This window comes from Rhodococcus sp. NPDC060086, assembly GCF_042730275.1.
In the GTDB taxonomy this organism is placed as follows: Bacteria; Actinomycetota; Actinomycetes; order Mycobacteriales; family Mycobacteriaceae; genus Rhodococcus.
The window spans coordinates 135,825-155,520 of sequence record NZ_JBHWWZ010000008.1; the positions used below are offsets into that span (position 1 = coordinate 135,825).

Sequence of the window (19,696 nt, forward strand, 5' to 3'; positions counted from 1 at the left end):
CCATGGTGAAGCCGCCGCCTGCGCGCTCCGCCATCCCAGGGCCCGGACGGCTCGGACTCGTCGAACGCACCGCGGCCGACGAGCTGGCGCAACTGGGGTGGACGGACGTCGGGAGCATCGAACTGATGTGGGCGCTGTCCCGGGCGCCCAACGCAGACCTCGCGCTGCGGACCCTGAGCCGCCTCGCCGACGTACTCGGCGAGCGCGGATGGGCCGAGCTCGACGAAGCGTTGCGTATCGACAAGAGCCTTCGGGGACGATTGCTCGCCCTCTTCGGTTCCTCTGCGGCGTTCGGCGACCACGTCGTCGCACACCCCGACCGGTGGCGCATGCTCACCGGCACTCTCGAACTACCCGACCGGCACACGTTCACCGTCCGGATGCTCGACTGCGTCGCGTCGGTCCCAGAAACCGGTGGGCGGTCCGACCGACTGATCCACCGTGCAGGCATCACAGGTCCGGACGCCGTTGCGGCATTGCGGACGACGTACCGTGATCAACTCATGCTCATCGCCGCAGCCGATCTTGCTGCGACGGTCGAGAACGAACCGGTCGTGCCCTACCTCGAAGTGGGCGAACGGCTCTCCGATCTCGCCGACGCCGCACTGACCGCGGCGCTCGCAGTGGCGTTGGCCACCGTCATCCCCGATGAGCCGTGCCCCCATGACATCGCAGTCGTTGCGATGGGTAAATGCGGTGCGCGCGAACTCAATTACGTCAGTGACGTCGACGTGATCTTCGTCGCCGAGCCCGCCGATGCGCGGGCGAGCCGTATCGCGGGCGAAATGATGCGCATCGGAACGTCGGCGTTCTTCGAAGTCGACGCCGCGCTCCGCCCCGAAGGGAAACGCGGCGAATTGGTGCGCACCCTCGAATCCCACGTGGCGTACTACAACCGGTGGGCCAAGACGTGGGAATTCCAGGCACTGCTCAAGGCCAGACCGATGACCGGCGACCTCGACCTGGGGCGTCGCTACATCGAAGCGCTGAGCCCGTTGGTGTGGACGGCCTCGGAACGCGAAGCGTTCGTGCCGGAGGTGCAGGCAATGCGTCGCCGGGTCGAAGAACTCGTCCCGGAGGATCTGCGGGAACGCGAACTCAAACTCGGAAAAGGCAGTCTGCGCGATGTCGAGTTCGCGGTGCAGTTACTGCAGATGGTGCACGGCCGCACCGATGAGTCGTTGCGTGTGTCCAACACCGTTGAAGCGTTGTCCGCGCTCGCGGACGGCGGATACGTCGGGCGTGACGACGCCGCGAATCTGCGCGCGTCGTACGAGTTCCTCCGGTTGCTCGAACACCGTCTGCAGCTTCAACGACTCAAGCGCACCCATACCCTTCCGTCTCCGGACGACCGCGAGAACCTGCGTTGGCTCGCGCGCGCGGCGCACATGCGACCGGACGGACGCAACGATTCGCTCGGCGTCCTTCAGTCGGAGATCAAACGCAACTCCGCGCGAATCCGTCGGCTCCACGCGCGCTTGTTCTACCGTCCACTCCTCGAATCGGTGACCCGGCTCGAGAAGGACGCGGTGCGTCTGTCGCCGGACGCTGCCGTCCGGCAGCTCGCGGCGCTCGGCTACACCGCACCGCGGCATGCCCTCGAACACCTCGCTGCGCTGTCCGGGGGAGCATCCCGTAAGGCGCGGATCCAGGCCCTGTTGCTTCCCCAGTTGCTCGAATCCCTCGGCGAAACAGTCGATCCCGACGGTGGTTTGCTCGCGTATCGTCGACTGTCCGACGCGTTGTACGACACGGTATGGTTCCTTCGGGTGCTGCGCGACGAGCCTTCGGTCGCGGAACGCTTGATGAAGGTGCTGGGAACCTCGGCGTACGTGCCCGAACTCCTCATCAAGTCACCGGACGTCATCCGGCTCTATGCCGCTGCCTCCACAGGGCCGCGCCTGCTCGAAGCGAAACCTGCCGAGGTGTGGAAGGCGATTGTCACGTCGTCGTCGCGCTACGACGACCCTGCGCGGGCGATCGCGGCGTCGCGTTCACTGCGCCGGGCGGAACTCGCGCGGATCGCGAGCGCGGATCTCCTCGGGATGCTCTCGGTGCCCGAAGTGTGCGAAGCGCTCTCGTCCGTATGGTCGGCGGTTCTGGAAGCTGCGCTGGCCGCGGTGATCCGGGGGTCCGAACGTACGAAGGGTCCGGCGCCTGCGCGTATCGCAGTGATCGGCATGGGCCGGCTCGGTGGTGCCGAACTCGGTTACGGATCCGATGCCGACGTGCTGTTCGTGTGCGAACCGCTGCCCGGCGCCGACGAGACCGTCGCCCTGAAGTGGGCGGTGTCCGTCGCCGAGCAGGTCCGCTCACTTCTGGGAGCGCCGAGCACCGACCCCCCGCTCGAAGTCGATCTCGACCTGCGCCCCGAGGGACGCAGCGGTGCACTGGTGCGCACCCTCGAGTCGTACGAGGCGTATTACACGCAGTGGGCAGAGGCGTGGGAGATCCAGGCGTTGCTACGTGCCCACACCGTCGCGGGCAACCCCGAGCTCGGGCTCCGCTTCCTTCACATGATCGACCGCGTGCGCTACCCCGAAGGCGGGGTCACGCAGGATGCGGTGCGGGAGATTCGCCGGATCAAGGCTCGGATGGACTCCGAACGGCTGCCACGCGGCGCCGATCCGGCGACTCACACGAAACTGGGTCGCGGCGGACTGTCCGACGTCGAATGGACCGTGCAATTGCTGCAACTCCAGCACGCGCACGAGATCGAGTCGCTGCGCAACACGTCGACCCTCGAGACGCTCGACGCGATCGGTGCCGCCGAACTCATCAGTGCGGCCGACGTCGAGTTGCTCCGTGACGCGTGGATCACCGCCACCCGTGCGCGTAATGCCCTCGTTCTGGTGCGGGGAAAGCCGAGCGATCAGCTTCCAGGTCCGGGTCGGCAACTCGCGGCTGTGGCGAGCGCCGCGGGCGGAGACAGCGATGATGCGTCCGAGTTCCTCGACAACTACCTGCGAGTGACGCGTCGTGCGAGGGCAGTGGTCGAGCGGGTATTCGGCGGAGAAGTCAACGGGCACTGAAGCATTCGTGCTCCGAACCTCAGCCTCCGAACCTCAGCCTCCGGCGAACATCTTGATGCGCAGTTCGCGGCTGCGTTCGAGGTGCGCACGCATGTGTTCGCGGGCGGCCGACTCGTCGCGTGCACGCAGTGCAGTCAAGATCAGGTCGTGTTCGTCGTTGAGTACGTCGGGCTCGCCGTAGGTCGACGGCGGGCCCGAGTCGTAGATCCGGAGCTGTGTGGTCAACCGGATGAGGAGTGCGGTGATGGTGGCGTTGTGGGCGGCCTGCCACAGTGCTTCGTGGAAGCGGAAGTTCCCGGCGCGGACGTCGGTGTCGTCGGAGGCCGAACAGCAGAAGGTGTGGAGCTGCTCGAGTCGGGCGAGGTCGAGTTCGGTGTGGCGGATTGCTGCGGCTCCGGCGGCTTCGGATTCGAGGGCCACTCGCGCGGCGTAGATCTCGATGACGTCCTCGGGAGTTCCCGACCGGACCCGGAATCCCCGTGTGGCGCGCTCGAGCAGACCGTCGTGGGCAAGCCAGTTCAGGGCTTCCCGAATGGGGGTGCGTGAGGCTCCGTAGGTCTCGCTGAGCTGAGTCTCGTGCAGAGCAGTGCCGCGGGGGAACTTGCCCGCGAGGACGTCGGCGCGCAGCCTCAGGTATTGCTTCGAGGTCTGATCGTCGCGTCCGGTGGGAAGCTCTCCGAGTAGTGAGCCGGTCAGGTCGGCCGTGGTGTCCCGGTCGGTCATTGCTCCCCTTTCGCAGGTGTATGCGGAGATTATGCCATCGACGACAATTGTATACTTGCGTATACGTTATTCGTCGTTTAGCGTCGCAGAGGTGATCGAGGAGATGCCGAGGGCTGTACGGGGCGACGATTCCCGTGGTGGCGACGATTCCCGTGGTGACAATGTGCTGGTCGCCGCCGAGGATCTTGCGCGCGACCTTGCGGCGTTCGTCGTTCTCGACGCCTCCGTCTCGTTTCCGAAGCCGCGGTTCGATGGCGACTACCGCCCAGAATCCGGGCTCTCGGCCTGGTCGGATGCGCATATCCCCGGCTCCGTGCACGTCGATCTGCTCGGCGAGTTCAGTGCGCCCGACGCGCCGCTGCATTTCACACGGCCCGAACCCGAACACCTGGCGGCCGCACTGGCCCGCATCGGTGCCGGGTCCGGCACCGATATCGTGGTGTACGACGCAGGGGAGATGACCTGGGCGTCGCGGGTGTGGTGGATGCTGCGCAACATCGGCATCGCGGCGCGAGTCCTCGACGGTGGGCTGGCCCGCTGGACCGAACTCGGCCTACCGATCTCCTCGGAACCGTCCGAACCGCGGGCAGGGATCGAACCGGTGGATGTCACCGACCATGGCCTGTGGCGCGACCGGGACGACGCCCTTGCCGTCAGTGCGGGTACGGCCCAGGGGACGCTGCTGTGTGCACTCGACCCCGAACACTTCGCAGGCACCGCGACCACGAGATACGCGCGTCGCGGCCGTATCCCCGGCAGCCGGAACCTACCTGCCAAGAGCCTCCTCGATGTGGGAGTCCTGCGCACTCGCTCGGAGCTCGCAGCGCAGGTCGAATCCGCACTGGCCGCCGCTGCGCGTCCACTTGTCGTCTACTGCGGTGGCGGGGTGTCCGCATGTCTGGTCGCGCTCGCCTTGGTTCGGATCGGTCACGACGACATCGCGGTCTACGACGGATCGCTCGCGGAGTGGACCGAGGATCCGACGCTGCCGATGATCTCGGACGACAGGGGAGCGGTATGACGCGATGTACGGGGCACCGTGTGTGCCGACTCCTCGCCCCAGCCAGACCCGACGCCCCTGTGACAGGAACCCCATGACCCCCACGACGAACGCGCCGACGATCGACGATCTCGCCGCCGCTCTCGACGAGCTGCGCTCCCGCACCCCGCTGGTGCAGTCGTTGACCAACATTGTGTCCGCGAACTTCCTGACCAATGTTCTGCTCGCGGCAGGTGCCAGCAACGCCCACATCGACAACGCCCACGAAGCGGGCGGTTTCGCGCGCATCGCCGGTGGGGTTCTCGTCAACCTCGGGACACCTGACGACGGCACCGCCGCCGCGTTCACTGCAGCCGCCGAATCTGCACACGACGCGGGAACCCCGTGGGTCCTCGACCCGGTCGGTGTCGGGGGGCTGCCGTGGCGTACCGGACTTGCCGCAGACCTGCTCGCCTACCGGCCCACTGCGATCCGTGGCAACGCCTCCGAGATCATCGCGCTGGCGGGGCTGGGCGGCGACACACGCGGCGTCGACAGTGCCGACGAGGCGGCGGCGGCGATCCCGGCAGCGCTCGCCCTGCTCGACCATTCCGATGCGGTGTCCGCATCAGGTCCGGTCGATTATCTCGTGGGCCGCGACCGCGACGGTGCGGTCACCGGGCTGCGCATCGCAGGCGGCAGCGCCATGCTGCCCCGGGTGACTTCCACCGGCTGCTCGCTCGGCGGGCTTGTCGCCGCCTACCTTGCGGTCGCCCCGACCGCATTGATCGGACTGGCGGCTGCGCACACGCACGTCGCGGTCGCGGCCGAGATCGCCGAGCAGAACTCGTCCGGCCCGGGTTCGTTCGCGGTGGCCTACCTCGATGCGCTCTACGCGGTCGACGCCGACACCCTGCGCGCCCGCGCCCGCATCGAGGCAATCGAACTGCCGAAGAAGGACGAAAACTGATGGGCATCAAGACTTTCTGGTATCTCACACAGGCCGATGGCGACTACCCGTGGAGCCCCGACGGGCTGTATCCCGTCGACGGTCGACGGCAGATCGAGCTTGCCGAAACCATCGATGAGGGTGGTTTCGACGGGGCGCTCGTCGCGACCTGGCCGAACGATCCATTCATCTCCGCGACCTGGGCTGCGGCACACACCAGTCGGATGAAGTTTCTCGTCGCGGTGTATGCCAACATGACACCGGCCCGGTTGCTTGCGGAGAAGGCGCTCACCTTCGACGCATTCAGTGGCGGCCGACTGATGATCAACTCGGTCAACGGGCGCGAGAACATCCTCACGAAGTACGACATGAACGTCGAGCACGACCGACGTTACGAACTCGGTGAACAGTACTGGGCCGACTTCCACCGCATCTACGCCGAGGGTACGGAATCGAACTTCCCGAACACGCCCCTGCGCATCGATCCGCCCTCCGGTGGTCATTCGGTACCGCTGTGGGGTACAGGCGATTCACCTGCCGGGCTGCAGAACGCAGGTAAAGTTCTCGACGCCTACCTGATCATGCTGCGCGACACGGCCTTCGTCGAAGCCAAGTTCGCCGCGGCGCGAGAGTCGGCGGCCGCTGAAGGACGCGAATACACCGATTTCGGCGCGCTGTCGGGCGTCATCGTGCGGCCGACGCAGGCGGAGGCGCTCGACCGGTTCCGGTCGTTGTTCGAGGACGCCGGTATCGACCGGATCCGCGAGGTGCTCGACAATGCGGTCCGGCGTCGCACCCATGGAGAACAGGATCTGAAGACCTTCACCGCCCGCGATGCGCAGCGTCAGGGCTGGGTCGACACGATCAACGCGGGAAAGCTTCCCGAGCCCGAGGATCTGTACCTCGGTGACGGGCTCTACGCGGGCATCACGGCATGGTCGCCGCTGGACATCTTCGCGACCGGATCGTCGGCGGTGTACTACGCGGGTACACCCGACGAGATCACCGGACACGTGCGGACGCTACGCGACAGGACGGGGCTGACCTCGCTGATCCTGGCCGGCTGGCCGCTCATCGACGAGGCGAAGCATGTCGCCGAACATCTGATTCCGAGATTCCGCGAACTCTGAGTCCTCGGACTCCGCTGCCGATGGCCCCGTGCGTGTTCCCTTCGAACATGCATGGGGCCGTGTCGCTCTCAGTTGCAGAAGATGATCAGTCCGACTCCCCGCCACACGTCGACTTCCACAGTTTTCCATTCTTCTTTGTCGTAGTCCCATTCCTGTTCGGTCTCGGTGTCGTAGCCGAGGTCGCGTTGTTCGGTCACTGTGCAGTCCTGAAGTGTGCTGCCTGCCCGACTGATGATGTGCCAGGGCGCGCCCGAATCGTTCAATACCCTGGTTGCTTGCTCTTGCGACATTCCCACGGTGTTCGGTGCATTCTGGGCTGTTGCAATCCCCGCCGCCAGAGGGCTCAGAAGCAGGGCGCCGGCGGCTGCGCATGCTGCGGCCGAAATAGTCGTACGCATGACGGCCTCCTTTCGGAGACAGGTCGGTATTCAGTGCTCTGCCCGGGCGTGCCTCGTGATCAGCGTGCCCGGTGTCCAGGTCGGCAGAGCGATGCTGTGGCCTGCCGACCGAATGCGCGGATCCCCACCTCACATGAGAGCGCCGACCCCCTCGGTCGCAAGAAGCGCGGTGCCTAGCGCATCCCCGAAACTTCTGCCGGGAATTCCGACAAAATGTGTCGTACCTCATCAACTGTACGCGCGTGTGCAAGTGACTTTGCTGTCCTCCGAGACGTCGAACGCGGGAGTCACGCCGATGCGGGACTGATCACACTGCGCACCTATTTGCATGTGCGTCAGGTCACATGAGATCAAAATGACTTGCTGAAAATTTTTTCGTTGACACTTTCGGGCATATATCGCGAGCATTACTGAACCAAATGATGTGATCGAAGCGGCGCGATGAATCGAGTGCCGCGCCGAACGAACGGTGGTGCGCGATGACGGAAACCACGATCCGCGAAAGTGAACGACATCCCTACGACCTGGACGACCGGTATCGATCCGGTTCGGGCACGGTCCTGCTCACCGGCGTGCAGGCAATTGCGCGGCAGCTCGTCGAACAACATGTGCGAGACATCCGCGACGGCCGCCGGGTCGCGACGTTCATTTCCGGCTATCAGGGCAGCCCACTCGGTGGCCTCGACAAGATGCTGCACGGCATGCCGAAGGTCCTCGCCGAGCACGACATCACCTTCACCCCCGGTCTCAACGAGGAGCTCGCAGCGACCTCGGTGTGGGGGAGTCAAGGACAGCTCGGGGCAGGCACTCCGACCCACGACGGTGTGGTCGGCGTCTGGTACGGGAAGGGGCCAGGCCTCGACCGCGCCACCGACGCGCTGCGGCACGCCAACATGTACGGCGTCGACCCGCACGGCGGCATGCTGCTCATGGTCGGCGACGACCCGGCGTCGAAATCCTCCACCGTGCCCGCGGTGAGTGAACGGTCCCTTGCGGCACTGGGCATCCCCGTGCTGTACCCGCGCAACGCTGCCGAGATCGTCACAATGGGCCTGCACGGTGTCGCTTTGTCACGCGCGTCCGGGTGTGTGGTTGCGCTCAAGATCGTCGCCGACGTTGCCGACGGGGCCTGGTCGATCGACGGGTCGGTGTCGGATCTGTCCATCATCGTCCCCGAGATCGAATGGGAAGGGCGGCCGTTCACGTACCGCCAGCGGCCGATGGCGGCCCCGGGCGACAGCGTGCTCGCCGAGGCCGACCTGTACGGGCCGCGCTGGAAGACCGTCCTGGCCTATGGCAAGGCCAACGCACTCGACGTCGTCGAGGTCGATCCGACGCACGCCCGGATCGGCCTGGCGGCCACCGGAACCACCTTCGACGCGCTGCGGCAGGCGCTGCTCGACCTCGGCGTCGCCGACGCGGACCTGCATCGCGCGGGAATTCGGTTGCTGCGCATAGGAATGCCGTACCCCCTCGGGCCGGACCTCGTCCGGGATTTCGCGCGCGGACTCGACGAACTGATCGTGGTCGAGGACAAGACGGCCTTCGTCGAAACCCAGATCCGAGAGATCCTCTACGGGACGGATTCCGCGCCGCGCATCCTCGGCAAGAAGGATGCGGATGGGCGTCCGCTCGTGCCTTTCGGCGGCGAACTGACCGCCGGCCGGATCCGCGGGCCGCTCCGCCGCGTGCTGCGCGAGTACATCGAACTCGGTCCTGGCCCCCTGCCGCAGTTGCCACTCGAAGTTCTCTCCACCTCGCGCACCCCGTACTTCTGCAGCGGCTGCCCCCACAACCGCTCCACCGCCCTGCCCGAGGGTTCGATCGGCGGCGGCGGAATCGGCTGCCACACCCTGGTCACCCTGTCCGGTCGCACCGACAGTGCCGTGACGGGCCTGACCCAGATGGGTGGGGAGGGCGCTCAATGGATCGGGCAGGCACCGTTCACCGACATCGGGCACATGTTCCAGAACGTCGGCGACGGAACCTTCTTCCACTCCGGTCAACTCGCCGTCCAGGCATGTGTCGCGGCCGGCGTGAACATCACCTACAAGCTGCTCTACAACGACGTTGTTGCGATGACCGGCGCGCAGGATGCCGAAGGCGCCCTGAAGATCCCCGCCCTGACTCACAAACTCACAACCGAGGGCGTCCGCAAGATCATCATCTGTTCTGACGAACCCGCGCGGCACCGCAAGCGGACCCTCGCGCGAGGCACTGTGGTCTGGCACCGTGACCGGCTCGACGAAGCACAGAAACTGCTGCGGGAGGTTCCGGGCGTCACCGTACTCATCTACGACCAGCACTGCGCCGCCGACGCGCGTCGTCAGCGCAAGCGCGGCACCCTGCCCGCCCGCACCACCCGAGTGGTCGTCAACGAAGCGGTCTGTGAAGGGTGCGGAGACTGCGGTGTCAAGAGCAACTGCCTGTCGGTCCAGCCTGTCGACACCGAATTCGGCCCCAAGACGCGGATCGACCAGACGTCGTGCAACACCGACTACTCGTGCCTCGACGGGGACTGCCCGTCGTTCGTGACGGTCGAAACCACACCGGATCGGAAGCTCGAGCCGCGCACCGCGCCGATACCGCCCGCCGTGCCGGACACCACCGTCGACGTTCCGACAGGGACCAGCAATGTCTTCCTCGCCGGAATCGGCGGCACCGGCATCGTCACCGTCAACCAGGTGCTCGCCACCGCGGCGCTGCGTGCCGGATTCGAGGTCGAATCGCTCGACCAGATCGGGATGAGTCAGAAGGCCGGTCCGGTGGTCTCCCACCTGCGCTTCGCCGTGGGCGACCTCGAACCGGGCAACCGCGTCGGCACAGGTGGGGCATCGTGCCTGCTCGCGCTCGATCTGCTCACCGCCACCGAGCCGAAGAACCTCGCCTACGCGAACACCGCCGCAACCGTCGCGGTCGCGTCGACGAGCCGCACACCCACCGGAGACATGGTGTACGACCGGTCGATCCGTCACCCCGACGAGGACGGTCTGCTCGCGCGGCTCGAGGCGACCACTCGCGAACTGGCCTCGTTCGACGCGCTCGCCGCGTCGCAGGCGCTGTTCGGTGAGACCGCCGCCGCGAACTTCCTGATCGTGGGCGCCGCGCACCAACTCGGAGGACTGCAGATCCCGGCAGCCGCGATCGAGGAAGCGATCGAGATCAACGGTGTCTCGGCGGCGACCAACATCGCTGCATTCCGGTGGGGGCGCGCGGCGATCGCCGACCCCGATGCGTTCCGCGAGGCCACCGAACCGGCACGCCGCGACCGTGCCGTGACGATCGCGCCGGACCGGTTGTTCGACGGCACCGCTTTCGATGGTGAAGTGCAGCGACTGGTGAAGATCCGCGCTGCCGCTCTCATCGATTTCCAGGACGAGGCGCTCGCTGCGCACTACATCGAACGGGTGCACTCCGTGTGGGCCACCGAACGTCGTCTCACCGACCGCACCGACCTCAGTGAGGCCGTGGCCCGAGGCCTGTTCAAATTCACGGCCTACAAGGACGAGTACGAGGTCGCACGCATGCTCGTCGACCCCGCCTTCGTCGACGACGTGCAGGCTCAGGTGCCCGGCGGACACCAGCTCACCTACCGCCTGCATCCGCCCGTGCTGCGGGCGCTCGGACGCAGCAAGAAGGTCGGATTCGGACCGAAGTCGCATTCGACCCTGCGGATGCTCGCCAAAGCGAAGCGCCTGCGCGGAACCCGGTTCGATCCGTTCGGTTACGCCCACGTCCGGCGGACCGAACGTGCACTGCTCGCGCACTACACCGCCGTGATCGAGCAGATCGTCGCCGATCTGAACACCGACTCGTACGACCGTGCCGTCCGGATTGCGGAACTTCCGGACATGGTGCGCGGTTACGAGGACATCAAACTGCGCTCCGTCGAGCAGTACCGCGCCCGGCTCGAAGAGTTCGGCGTCGATGCCGAGTTCTGAGTTGTCCTCTCCTGCCACCCGATTCGCATCCTCCGAAGGGAACCCGAACGTGACCACCTCCACTGTCGCCCGCCCGACCGTCACCGATCCCGCTCTCGGCGTCTTCGGCCGCTCTCGATGCCTGACCGACCGGCCGCACGAACAGGTCGTCTTCCACGAGGACGCCGCCACCGGTCTGCGCGCGATCATCGCGATTCACTCGACGACCCTCGGACCGGCTCTCGGCGGCACCCGGTTCTATCCCTACGCCGACGAGGCGACAGCACTCGAGGACGTGCTGCGACTGTCGTGGGGCATGACATACAAGGCGGCGGTGTCGGGAGTGAACCTCGGTGGCGGCAAAGCCGTCATCCTGGGTGATCCGGCCACCGACAAGAGCGACGAGCTGCTCGCCGCATACGGGAGGTTCGTCGAGTCGCTCGGCGGCCGGTACATCACCGCCGCGGATGTCGGTACCCACGCCGGCGACCTCGACGTGGTCGGCGCGCACACCGCTCATGCGGTGGGACGGACCACGGCGGCGGGAGGGTCCGGCGACAGCTCGCCGTTGACCGCGCTCGGTGTCTTTCAGGCGATGAGGGCGGGTGCCCGAACCGTCTGGGGGAGGGACACTCTCGCTGGTCGCAGAGTGGGCGTAGAAGGGCTGGGGAAGGTCGGCTACCAGCTTGTCGAACTGCTCGCCCGCGATGGCGCCGACATCGTCGTGTCCGACGTGAACCCGGTAGCACTGGCGCGGGTCGCAGTGGACTTCCCATCGGTGCAGGTGGCCGACGGAGTGCTCACGTCGTCGCTGGATGTATACGCCCCGTGTGCTCTCGGTGGCACACTGACGGCGGCGACCGGGGGAGTGCTCGATGCATCCTTGGTGTGTGGCGCAGCCAACAATCAACTGGCCGACCCGGGCGTCGAAAGGGTGCTGCGCGGTCGCGGTATCACCTGGGTTCCCGATTATGTGGCGAATGCGGGAGGCCTGATCCAGGTCGCCGGTGAGGTGGACGGCTCCGACGCTGTTGCCGTCCGCGGCCGGGTGAAGGAGATCTTCGATCGCACCGTCGAGATCTTCGATGTGTCGCGGGAGCTGGACATCATGCCCGGCGCCGCCGCGAACCGAATTGCGGAGCAGCGCATCGATTCTGCCTGACACGCGTTGATCGTGAGAGGGAGTCGCCCATGGGCGACTCCCTCCTCGTCGTGGTGACGGGCTGTCAGGGTCGACCGGTGGAAGCGGAGCGTCCGTGCCCCGCGTCTCGGGTGAGATGTTCGAGCAGCGGCTGCGTGCGATACGCCACCGGGGTGGTGAGCGCCAGCGTCGTCGTGGTGTGCGCGACCCCTTCGATGCTGTGGATGCGCTCGAGGACCTGCAGTAGGTCTTCCTGCGACTGGGCGGCCATTCTGATCAGGAGATCTTCGCGTCCTGTCGTCGCGTGCACTTCGAGGACCTCGGGGAACCGCTCGAGTTCGGCGATCACGTGGCCCATCCGTGCCTGGACGAGTTCGGCGCCGATGAATGCCTGGAGGGGCAGCCCCAGCGTGGGGAGGTCGACGACCGGGCGATACCCGGTGACCGCGCCGGATTCTTCGAGTTTCTTGATCCGCGATTGGACGGTGTTGCGTGCCACGCCGAGCTTCGCCGAGAGATCGACGATGCCCGCCCTGGGGTTGTGTGTGAGCTCCGCAAGGAGAGCTGTGTCGAGCCGGTCGAGACTGAACACCATGACACCCTTTCTGTTGTGATGCGTATCACCATTTGATCATACTGATCAGCTGATTCGAAAGTTCTTGACACGGATGGCTGTAGTGCCATGATTGCTGCATTGAAATGCTCATGCAATGCAGCTTGCTGTACCGCGGCGCGCATCCCCTGAGCTGTTGCCCACCGATCGTCCACAGGGCTCGGCGGGCACCACAACCCACCCGAGGAGCACACCATGCCCGGAGTCGGCATATGGCGCACCAAATCAGTCGAACAATCGATCGCAGACACCGACGAACCCAGCTCGCGACTACGAAAAGAGTTGACCGCCAAGGATCTGACGGTATTCGGTGTCGCTGTCGTCGTCGGTGCCGGGATCTTCACCCTCACCGCGCGCACCGCGGGTAACGTTGCCGGACCGTCCATCTCGTTGGCATTCGTTCTCGCTGCGATCGCCTGTGGGCTCGCCGCGCTGTGCTACGCGGAATTCGCGTCGGCCGTGCCCGTCGCGGGTAGTGCATACACCTTCTCCTACGCCACCTTCGGTGAATTCGTCGCGTGGATCATCGGATGGGACCTGATCCTCGAATTCGCCTTGGCCTCCGCGGTCGTCGCCAAGGGGTGGTCGCTCTACCTCGGTGGCATGTTCGGCGGAAGTGCCGCGATCGACTTGGGGCCGCTCTCCGTCGACTGGGGTGCACTGCTCATCGTCTGTGCGATCACGATCGTTCTCGCGATCGGCACGAAGGTGTCGTCGCGGGTGTCGGCGGTCGTCACTGCGATCAAGGTGGCTGTGGTGCTGCTCGTCATCGTCGTCGGCATCTTCTACATCGACAAGAGCAACTACTCGCCGTACATTCCGCCGGCCGAAGAGTCCCAGGACGTCGCGCACGGCGTGCATCAGTCCCTGTTCTCCGCGCTCACGGGAGCCGATGGCAGCAGTTACGGCTGGTACGGCCTTCTCGCCGCGTCGAGCCTCGTCTTCTTCGCCTTCATCGGATTCGATGTGGTCGCTACGACCGCTGAGGAGACGAAGAACCCGCAGAAAGCACTGCCGCGAGGAATTCTCGGATCTCTCGCAATCGTCACAGTGCTCTACGTCGGTGTCACTCTCGTGCTGACCGGCATGGTCAAGTACACCGATCTGCGGACAGGGAGCCCGCTGGTCGGGGATGGAAGCGCCACCCTCGCCACCGCATTCGAGGCGCACGGTATCGGCTGGGCGCAGATGGTCATCAACATCGGCGGTCTCGCCGGACTCACCACGGTGGTCATGGTGATGATGCTCGGCCAGACCCGGGTGCTGTTCGCGATGTCGCGGGACGGGCTGGTGACGCGCAAGCTGGCCACAACGAACCGCAAGGGTGTTCCCGTGCGCATCACCTTGATCGTCGGTGGTGTCGTCGCGGTGCTCGCAGCGGTGTTCCCGATGGGGGTGCTCGAAGAGATGGTCAACATCGGCACCCTGTTCGCCTTCGTCCTTGTGTGCATCGGTGTGATGGTGCTCCGACGTACCCGTCCTGACCTACCGCGCGGGTTCCGGGTGCCGCTGATGCCGTGGGTCCCGATCCTCGCGGTGGTCGCGTGTGGGTGGCTCATGCTGAACCTGTCGGTCGAGACGTGGATCCGGTTCGCGGTGTGGATGGCGCTGGGCGTGGTCGTGTACTTCGCCTACGGTCGCCGCAAGTCCGTGCTGGGGCAGCGACTCGCAGCGGAAGCCGGTGAGCGGGCTGCGGCAGAGGGGAAGGCCAGGGAGCCTGAGCCTGTGTAGTCGGGCGCAGCAACTTCACGGCTGCAGCCACCGTCACCAGGGCACACGGGTGCCCTGGCAACGGTGGCTGTTGTCGTGTTCTGTTGTGGAGCTAGGCGACCAACTCCGGTCTGTTCCCCGGGATCGGCGTGCGGAACAGATCGACACTCGCGGGTGGAATGAACTGCGGCCGCCGCTCTTCCGTGATTTCCACGTGCCAGTCTGTGTGATGCATCAACCGGTGGTGATGTCCGCAGAGCAACACCAAGTTGTCGAGGTCGGTGTCACCGCCGTCGACCCAATGATGAATATGGTGCGCATCTGCCCACGCCGGGGGTGTCGAACACCCGGGGAAGGCACATCCGCCATCTCGGACGGCCAGGGCGCGTCGCTGCTCTTTGCTTGCGGTGCGGCGGGTCTGTCCGTGTGCCAGCGGCACGCCGTGTTCGTCGAGCAGGATCCGGGTGACCTGACAATCACACGCGAGCATCCGGGCGGCATCGATCGACAACGGCCCGGCCCACGGCTCGGTCGCATACCCATGTTCGGGTGAATGTGTGAACAGTTCCTTCACCGCAGCGTTGCTCGTGAGGTCTTTGATGGAGGCGGTGACCGTGACGTGCGGCTTCACACCGCCTTCGACGGGGACGAGGCCGGCGGCTTCGACGAACTGCAGGAGTTGATCGAAGGCGTCGGCGTTGCGTTTCGATGCCGGCCGGTCGTCTTTGATGCCGTTTATCTCGGGTCTCGGTGCGGCGAGTGGGGAGAGCAGATGCCGCAGGCGGGCACCGGTGACCGCGTCGAACTCCCCTGTGATGACGACGCGTCCGTGCCAGGTGGTGGAGACGAACAGTTCGTTGCGTGAGGAGTCTTCGCCCGGTGGTGGTCCGTCGCCGGTGTTGTAGAGGTGTTCGAGTCGGCGGATCAGGGCCCGGACGGTCGCTTTCGTGGCGACCTTGTCGGAGGCGTGCTCGATCAGGATGGTGCGGGCTTTCTCGAAGTCGCAGGGGTTCATGGTGCGGGGGTAGTGCTGGCAGAAGTAGGCGATCTGCCGCGCTTTCTCCGCATCCAACAGCCCGGATGAATAGGCGTCGCGTACTTCCGGTTCCAGTCGCAGTAGCCGTGCCAGCGACACGATTCGGTGGCATTCACCGACCTCGAGGTTCGTGGCGGCACACAGCCAGTGGGCGGGGCTGCGGTGGCCGTGTTCTTTGACGGTGTCGCGTTCGACCATTTCGATCATCAGATCGACGCGGTGTACCTGCCAGGTATGGATTTCGGCGGAGACGGCGAGCGTCTCGGCGATGAGTTGTGTGTTGTCGAGTTTCCAGAGGTCCCCACCCATGATCGAATTGTATAGAACACACTTTCGATTTACAAGACCGAATAGAATATATGTTCGAGTTATGCGGTGGCTGAAGTGCGCGTGGTTCATTCTGCAGGTGGCGCGGGGGAGGCGAGCAGCCGCTTGCGCAGACTGTCGTAGATCGGAGCGACCCCTGCGAGATGTGCGACGACCACCGCTCCTGCCGACGCGATCAGCATGGGCACAGTAACGCTCGTCGTGGCGGTCATCTCGACGACAAGAACGATTCCCGTGAGCGGTGCCCGCACGGACGCGCTGAAAAGTGCAGACATCCCTACTATCGCCATCGGTAGCGCGATCGATGAATCGACTGCAGGGACAACCGCTTCCACGATGCGTGCATACAGAATTCCCCATAGCGCACCGAGCGCGAGAAGTGGTGCGAACAGTCCGCCCGGGGTCCCGGCTGCGTACGACAACGGGCCGGCAATGAACCGCATCACGACGTACCAACAGATGAGGGGGAGAGTGAGGGCACCCCCGGCAAGCACGTGCTGCGAGACCGTATCGCCTCCGCCTGCGGCGAGGGGCGCGAGTGAGGCCAGCAAGCCGATTCCACCACCGATCAGTGCGGCCTTCGCTGCGGGTGGCAGCGCGTGGACCGCATCGACGAGTTCGAGAGGGCCGATGACCAGCCGGTTGTAGGCCGCACCGAGGATCCCCGTCAGGAGCCCGAAAACCAAGAACACCGGCAGCAATGTGATGGAGGGTGTGTCGATCCTCTCCACGGTAAAATCCGGCCGATTACCGAGGATCACACGGGAGCAGGCGACTCCGGCGCCCACTGAAAGGAGGACAGGGACGACCGTTCGGAATCGAAAGTCCCGGGTCACCTCCTCGAAGACGAACAATGCGCCGCCGACAGGGGCATTGAAGGCGACGGCCAATCCGGCACCCGCCACCGCGTTGTGCATCGAGCGGACGTGATTGTCGTCCATGCGCGCCCGGCGCGCCGTCTCGGAGCCGATTGCCGCACCCATATGCACGATCGGACCCTCGCGCCCGAGAACGAGGCCGGAACCGATCGAGAGCACGCCCCCGATGAATCTTGCAGGTACAACCCGAAGCGGAGGTGGCGCGGCTTCGTCTCGGGCGACTGCTTCCACATGCTGGATACCACTTCCGGCGGCGAGGGGCACCCGCCCGACGATCAGTGCCGCAGTCGCGGCGCACAGTCCGGTGAACGCCATGGGAATCAGCCAATTCGGCCCGGGCAGGGAATGTGCCCACTCGAGAACATGGGCACGCCATGCGTCCGCGACGTGCAAGCACCACCGGAAAGCACCTCCGACAAAACCGATGACTGCGCCGGCGATAGTCGCCAACACGCAGATCACGAGCAACTCGCGGCTCGTCACGGATCGGGCCTCAGGGTTCTCCATTGGGAACCATTCAAACGGATCTGCGAGAGTTTCCTCCCGAAACACGGGTTTCCGTTGGTTGTGTTCGTGGGGAAACTCGTACGAAGGGTGGAAGGTTTCGAAACGGCACTGGCCCGCTCGCGTGAATCAGAGCGAGCGGACCAGTGCCGAAGCAGTTACTCGACTCAGCAGTCGAAGTACAGCTGGAACTCGTAGGGGTGCGGACGCAGGTTGACCGGAGCGATCTCCTGCTCACGCTTGAGCGAGATCCAGGTCTCGATCAGGTCGGTGGTGAACACGCCACCCTCGGTGAGGTACTCGTGATCGGCCTCGAGACGGTCGATGACCGCGGGGAGCGACGTCGGGGCCTGCGGGATGTTCTTGGCCTCCTCCGGCGGAAGCTCGTAGAGATCCTTGTCGACCGGAGCCAGCGGCTCGATCTTGTTCTTGATGCCGTCGAGGCCCGCCATCATCTGAGCGGCGAAGTTCAGGTACGGGTTGCCCGAGGAGTCCGGTGCACGGAACTCGAGGCGCTTGGCCTTCGGGTTGTTGCCCGTGATCGGGATACGGACCGCAGCCGAACGGTTGCGCTGGCTGTACACCAGATTGATCGGAGCCTCGTAGCCCGGCACGAGGCGGTGGTACGAGTTGATCGTCGGGTTGGTGAACGCGAGCAGTGACGGCGCGTGATGCAGGATGCCACCGATGTACCAGCGAGCGAGATCCGACAGGCCCGCATAACCGGCCTCGTCGTGGAACAGCGGCTTGCCGTCCTTCCACAGCGACTGGTGGACGTGCATACCCGAGCCGTTGTCGCCGAAGAGCGGCTTCGGCATGAAGGTCGCGGTCTTACCGTGCTGCCACGCCGTGTTCTTGACGATGTACTTGAACAGCTGCAGGTCGTCGGCTGCCGAGAGCAGCGTGTTGAACTTGTAGTTGATCTCGGCCTGGCCGCCGGTGCCGACCTCGTGGTGGCCGCGCTCGAGCTCGAACCCGGCGTTGGACAGGTTGGTGGAGATCGCGTCGCGGAGATCGACGTAGTGGTCGTACGGCGCGACGGGGAAGTAGCCACCCTTTGCGCGGACCTTGTAGCCGAGGTTGGGAGAGCCGTCAGCGTTGCGCGCGGCACCCGTGTTCCAGCTACCCGAGATCGAGTCGACCTCGTAGAACGCACCGTTCATGGCGGAGTCGTAACGGACCGAGTCGAAGATGTAGAACTCGGCCTCGGCGCCGAAGAACGCGGTGTCCGCGATGCCGGTACTGGCGAGGTACTCCTCGGCTTTACGGGCGACGTTGCGCGGGTCGCGGCTGTAGGACTCGCGAGTGAACGGGTCGTGGACGAAGAAGCTGATGTTCAGCGTCTTGGCTGCACGGAAGGGATCCAGGCGTGCGGTGGTCACGTCGGGAAGGAGCAGCATGTCGGACTCGTGGATCGACTGGAATCCGCGGACGGACGATCCGTCGAATGCCAAGCCGTCTTCGAAGACATCCTGGTTGAATGCCTTCGCGGGGATGGAGAAGTGCTGTTCGATGCCGGGCAGGTCAGTGAATCGGACGTCGACATATTCGACATTTTCGTCCGCAATGAACTTGATGACCTCTTCGGCCGTGGTGAACGCCACGCTTGTGCTCCTTCAGTCGGTGCGCGCCATTTGGTGCTGGGCGCCTGCGTCGGATCAGACCGTATTGACCCGGTGTTGCCCGGTCGTCAAACCTATGTTTCGCCGGTGTTACACATCAGGTTGCCCTGCTGTGAGACCCGAAGAACGTGGTAGAGGTCACCGCCGGGTGCACGGGTCTGCCCTGGTCCGCACGTACCAGACTATCCTGGTGCCATGGCGCGGATGACGGGTAGTTGGCTATCGGGCCCCTCGGCGGCCCTTCCTCAGGGACAGGGCGGGGAACAGAAGTATCCCGGGGAGTGGCTCGGACTTCCGGAACACGGCCCGGGTGCGCTCGTCTCTTCGGCGAAGCGGGTTCTCGCGCTGGTCATCGACTGGTTCTCGTCGATGGCGATCGCGATGGCGCTGGTGGGAGACAATCCGCTCGAGAGCCCCTTGCTGTCGGCATACACGCTTCTGGTGTGGTGCGGTGTAGGGATCGTCACAGTGACGTTGTTCTCCTTCACGCCGGGGCAGTTCATCGCCGGGCTTCAGGTGGTTCGCGTGGACGCACCTGTCCGCGTCGGACTGATCCGTGCCCTCGGACGGCAGATCTTGCTCGTCTTCATCGCTCCGGCTCTGGTCACCGACATCGACGGCAGGGGCCTACAAGACCGGGCGACGGGCACTGCGCTCGTGCGTTCGCGCTGATATCTTCCTGCTACGGCTGATACCTTCCAATGGCTGAGGGTCGCCGTCCCGATCGGGACGGC

At 65.3% G+C, this 19,696-nt stretch carries 14 protein-coding genes; 8 read left to right on the top strand and 6 right to left on the bottom strand.

The genetic code is table 11. From position 1 onward, the window contains the following. The first annotated feature begins 2 nt into the window (after window positions 1-2). Window positions 3-3,032 carry a bifunctional [glutamine synthetase] adenylyltransferase/[glutamine synthetase]-adenylyl-L-tyrosine phosphorylase gene (locus ACFWB0_RS07750; protein WP_378489849.1) on the top strand — a complete coding sequence of 1,010 codons (3,030 nt, stop codon included), beginning with the start codon at window positions 3-5 and terminating at the stop codon, window positions 3,030-3,032. 33 nt (window positions 3,033-3,065) lie between these two features. On the opposite strand, the gene ACFWB0_RS07755 is transcribed toward ACFWB0_RS07750, so the two are convergent. Beyond that, a complete protein-coding gene (locus tag ACFWB0_RS07755; RefSeq protein ID WP_378489850.1) occupies window positions 3,066-3,755 on the bottom strand; it encodes a GntR family transcriptional regulator in 690 nt (229 codons plus the stop codon). A gap of 91 nt (window positions 3,756-3,846) precedes the next feature. Here ACFWB0_RS07755 and ACFWB0_RS07760 point away from each other — a divergent pair, with 91 nt between their 5' ends. From ACFWB0_RS07760 to ACFWB0_RS07770, 3 genes are all read left to right on the top strand, one after another. After that, window positions 3,847-4,776 carry a sulfurtransferase gene (locus tag ACFWB0_RS07760; RefSeq protein WP_378489851.1) on the top strand — a complete coding sequence of 310 codons (930 nt, stop codon included), beginning with the start codon at window positions 3,847-3,849 and terminating at the stop codon, window positions 4,774-4,776. A gap of 73 nt (window positions 4,777-4,849) precedes the next feature. After that, on the top strand, window positions 4,850-5,704 hold the full coding sequence (gene thiM, locus ACFWB0_RS07765; RefSeq protein ID WP_378489852.1) for a hydroxyethylthiazole kinase: 855 nt from the start codon (window positions 4,850-4,852) through the stop codon (window positions 5,702-5,704). Continuing rightward, the gene (locus ACFWB0_RS07770; protein ID WP_378489853.1) at window positions 5,704-6,813 is read left to right on the top strand and encodes an LLM class flavin-dependent oxidoreductase; all 1,110 of its coding nucleotides are present in this window, start codon (window positions 5,704-5,706) and stop codon (window positions 6,811-6,813) included. The genes thiM and ACFWB0_RS07770 overlap by 1 nt, the downstream gene beginning before the upstream one ends. A 68-nt stretch (window positions 6,814-6,881) precedes the next feature. Here ACFWB0_RS07770 and ACFWB0_RS07775 read toward each other — a convergent pair whose 3' ends face one another. Continuing rightward, entirely contained in the window at window positions 6,882-7,211 is a 330-nt protein-coding gene (locus ACFWB0_RS07775; RefSeq protein ID WP_378489854.1) for a hypothetical protein, read from the bottom strand. A gap of 479 nt (window positions 7,212-7,690) precedes the next feature. Here ACFWB0_RS07775 and ACFWB0_RS07780 point away from each other — a divergent pair, with 479 nt between their 5' ends. Next, on the top strand, window positions 7,691-11,152 hold the full coding sequence (locus ACFWB0_RS07780) for an indolepyruvate ferredoxin oxidoreductase family protein (RefSeq protein ID WP_378489855.1): 3,462 nt from the start codon (window positions 7,691-7,693) through the stop codon (window positions 11,150-11,152). A 49-nt stretch (window positions 11,153-11,201) separates the two neighbouring features. After that, the gene (locus ACFWB0_RS07785; protein WP_378489856.1) at window positions 11,202-12,293 is read left to right on the top strand and encodes a Glu/Leu/Phe/Val dehydrogenase; all 1,092 of its coding nucleotides are present in this window, start codon (window positions 11,202-11,204) and stop codon (window positions 12,291-12,293) included. Between the two features lie 64 nt (window positions 12,294-12,357). Here the strand turns inward: ACFWB0_RS07785 and ACFWB0_RS07790 are convergent, their stop codons facing one another. Next, entirely contained in the window at window positions 12,358-12,864 is a 507-nt protein-coding gene (locus ACFWB0_RS07790; RefSeq protein WP_378489869.1) for an Lrp/AsnC family transcriptional regulator, read from the bottom strand. A gap of 216 nt (window positions 12,865-13,080) precedes the next feature. Here ACFWB0_RS07790 and ACFWB0_RS07795 point away from each other — a divergent pair, with 216 nt between their 5' ends. Further along, entirely contained in the window at window positions 13,081-14,616 is a 1,536-nt protein-coding gene (locus ACFWB0_RS07795; RefSeq protein WP_378489857.1) for an amino acid permease, read from the top strand. 91 nt (window positions 14,617-14,707) lie between these two features. On the opposite strand, the gene ACFWB0_RS07800 is transcribed toward ACFWB0_RS07795, so the two are convergent. The 3 genes from ACFWB0_RS07800 to glnA form a co-directional block, all read right to left on the bottom strand. Beyond that, window positions 14,708-15,940, bottom strand: coding sequence for a DUF222 domain-containing protein (locus ACFWB0_RS07800; RefSeq protein ID WP_378489858.1), 1,233 nt, complete (start codon window positions 15,938-15,940; stop codon window positions 14,708-14,710). 86 nt (window positions 15,941-16,026) lie between these two features. Next, complete coding sequence (locus ACFWB0_RS07805; RefSeq protein ID WP_378489859.1) at window positions 16,027-17,343, bottom strand: chloride channel protein; 1,317 nt, start codon at window positions 17,341-17,343, stop codon at window positions 16,027-16,029. 164 nt (window positions 17,344-17,507) lie between these two features. Next, a complete protein-coding gene (glnA, locus tag ACFWB0_RS07810; protein ID WP_378489860.1) occupies window positions 17,508-18,944 on the bottom strand; it encodes a type I glutamate--ammonia ligase in 1,437 nt (478 codons plus the stop codon). A gap of 213 nt (window positions 18,945-19,157) precedes the next feature. On the opposite strand from glnA, the gene ACFWB0_RS07815 reads away from it, so the two are divergent. Further along, on the top strand, window positions 19,158-19,634 hold the full coding sequence (locus ACFWB0_RS07815; protein ID WP_378489861.1) for an RDD family protein: 477 nt from the start codon (window positions 19,158-19,160) through the stop codon (window positions 19,632-19,634). The last annotated feature ends 62 nt before the right edge of the window (window positions 19,635-19,696 follow it).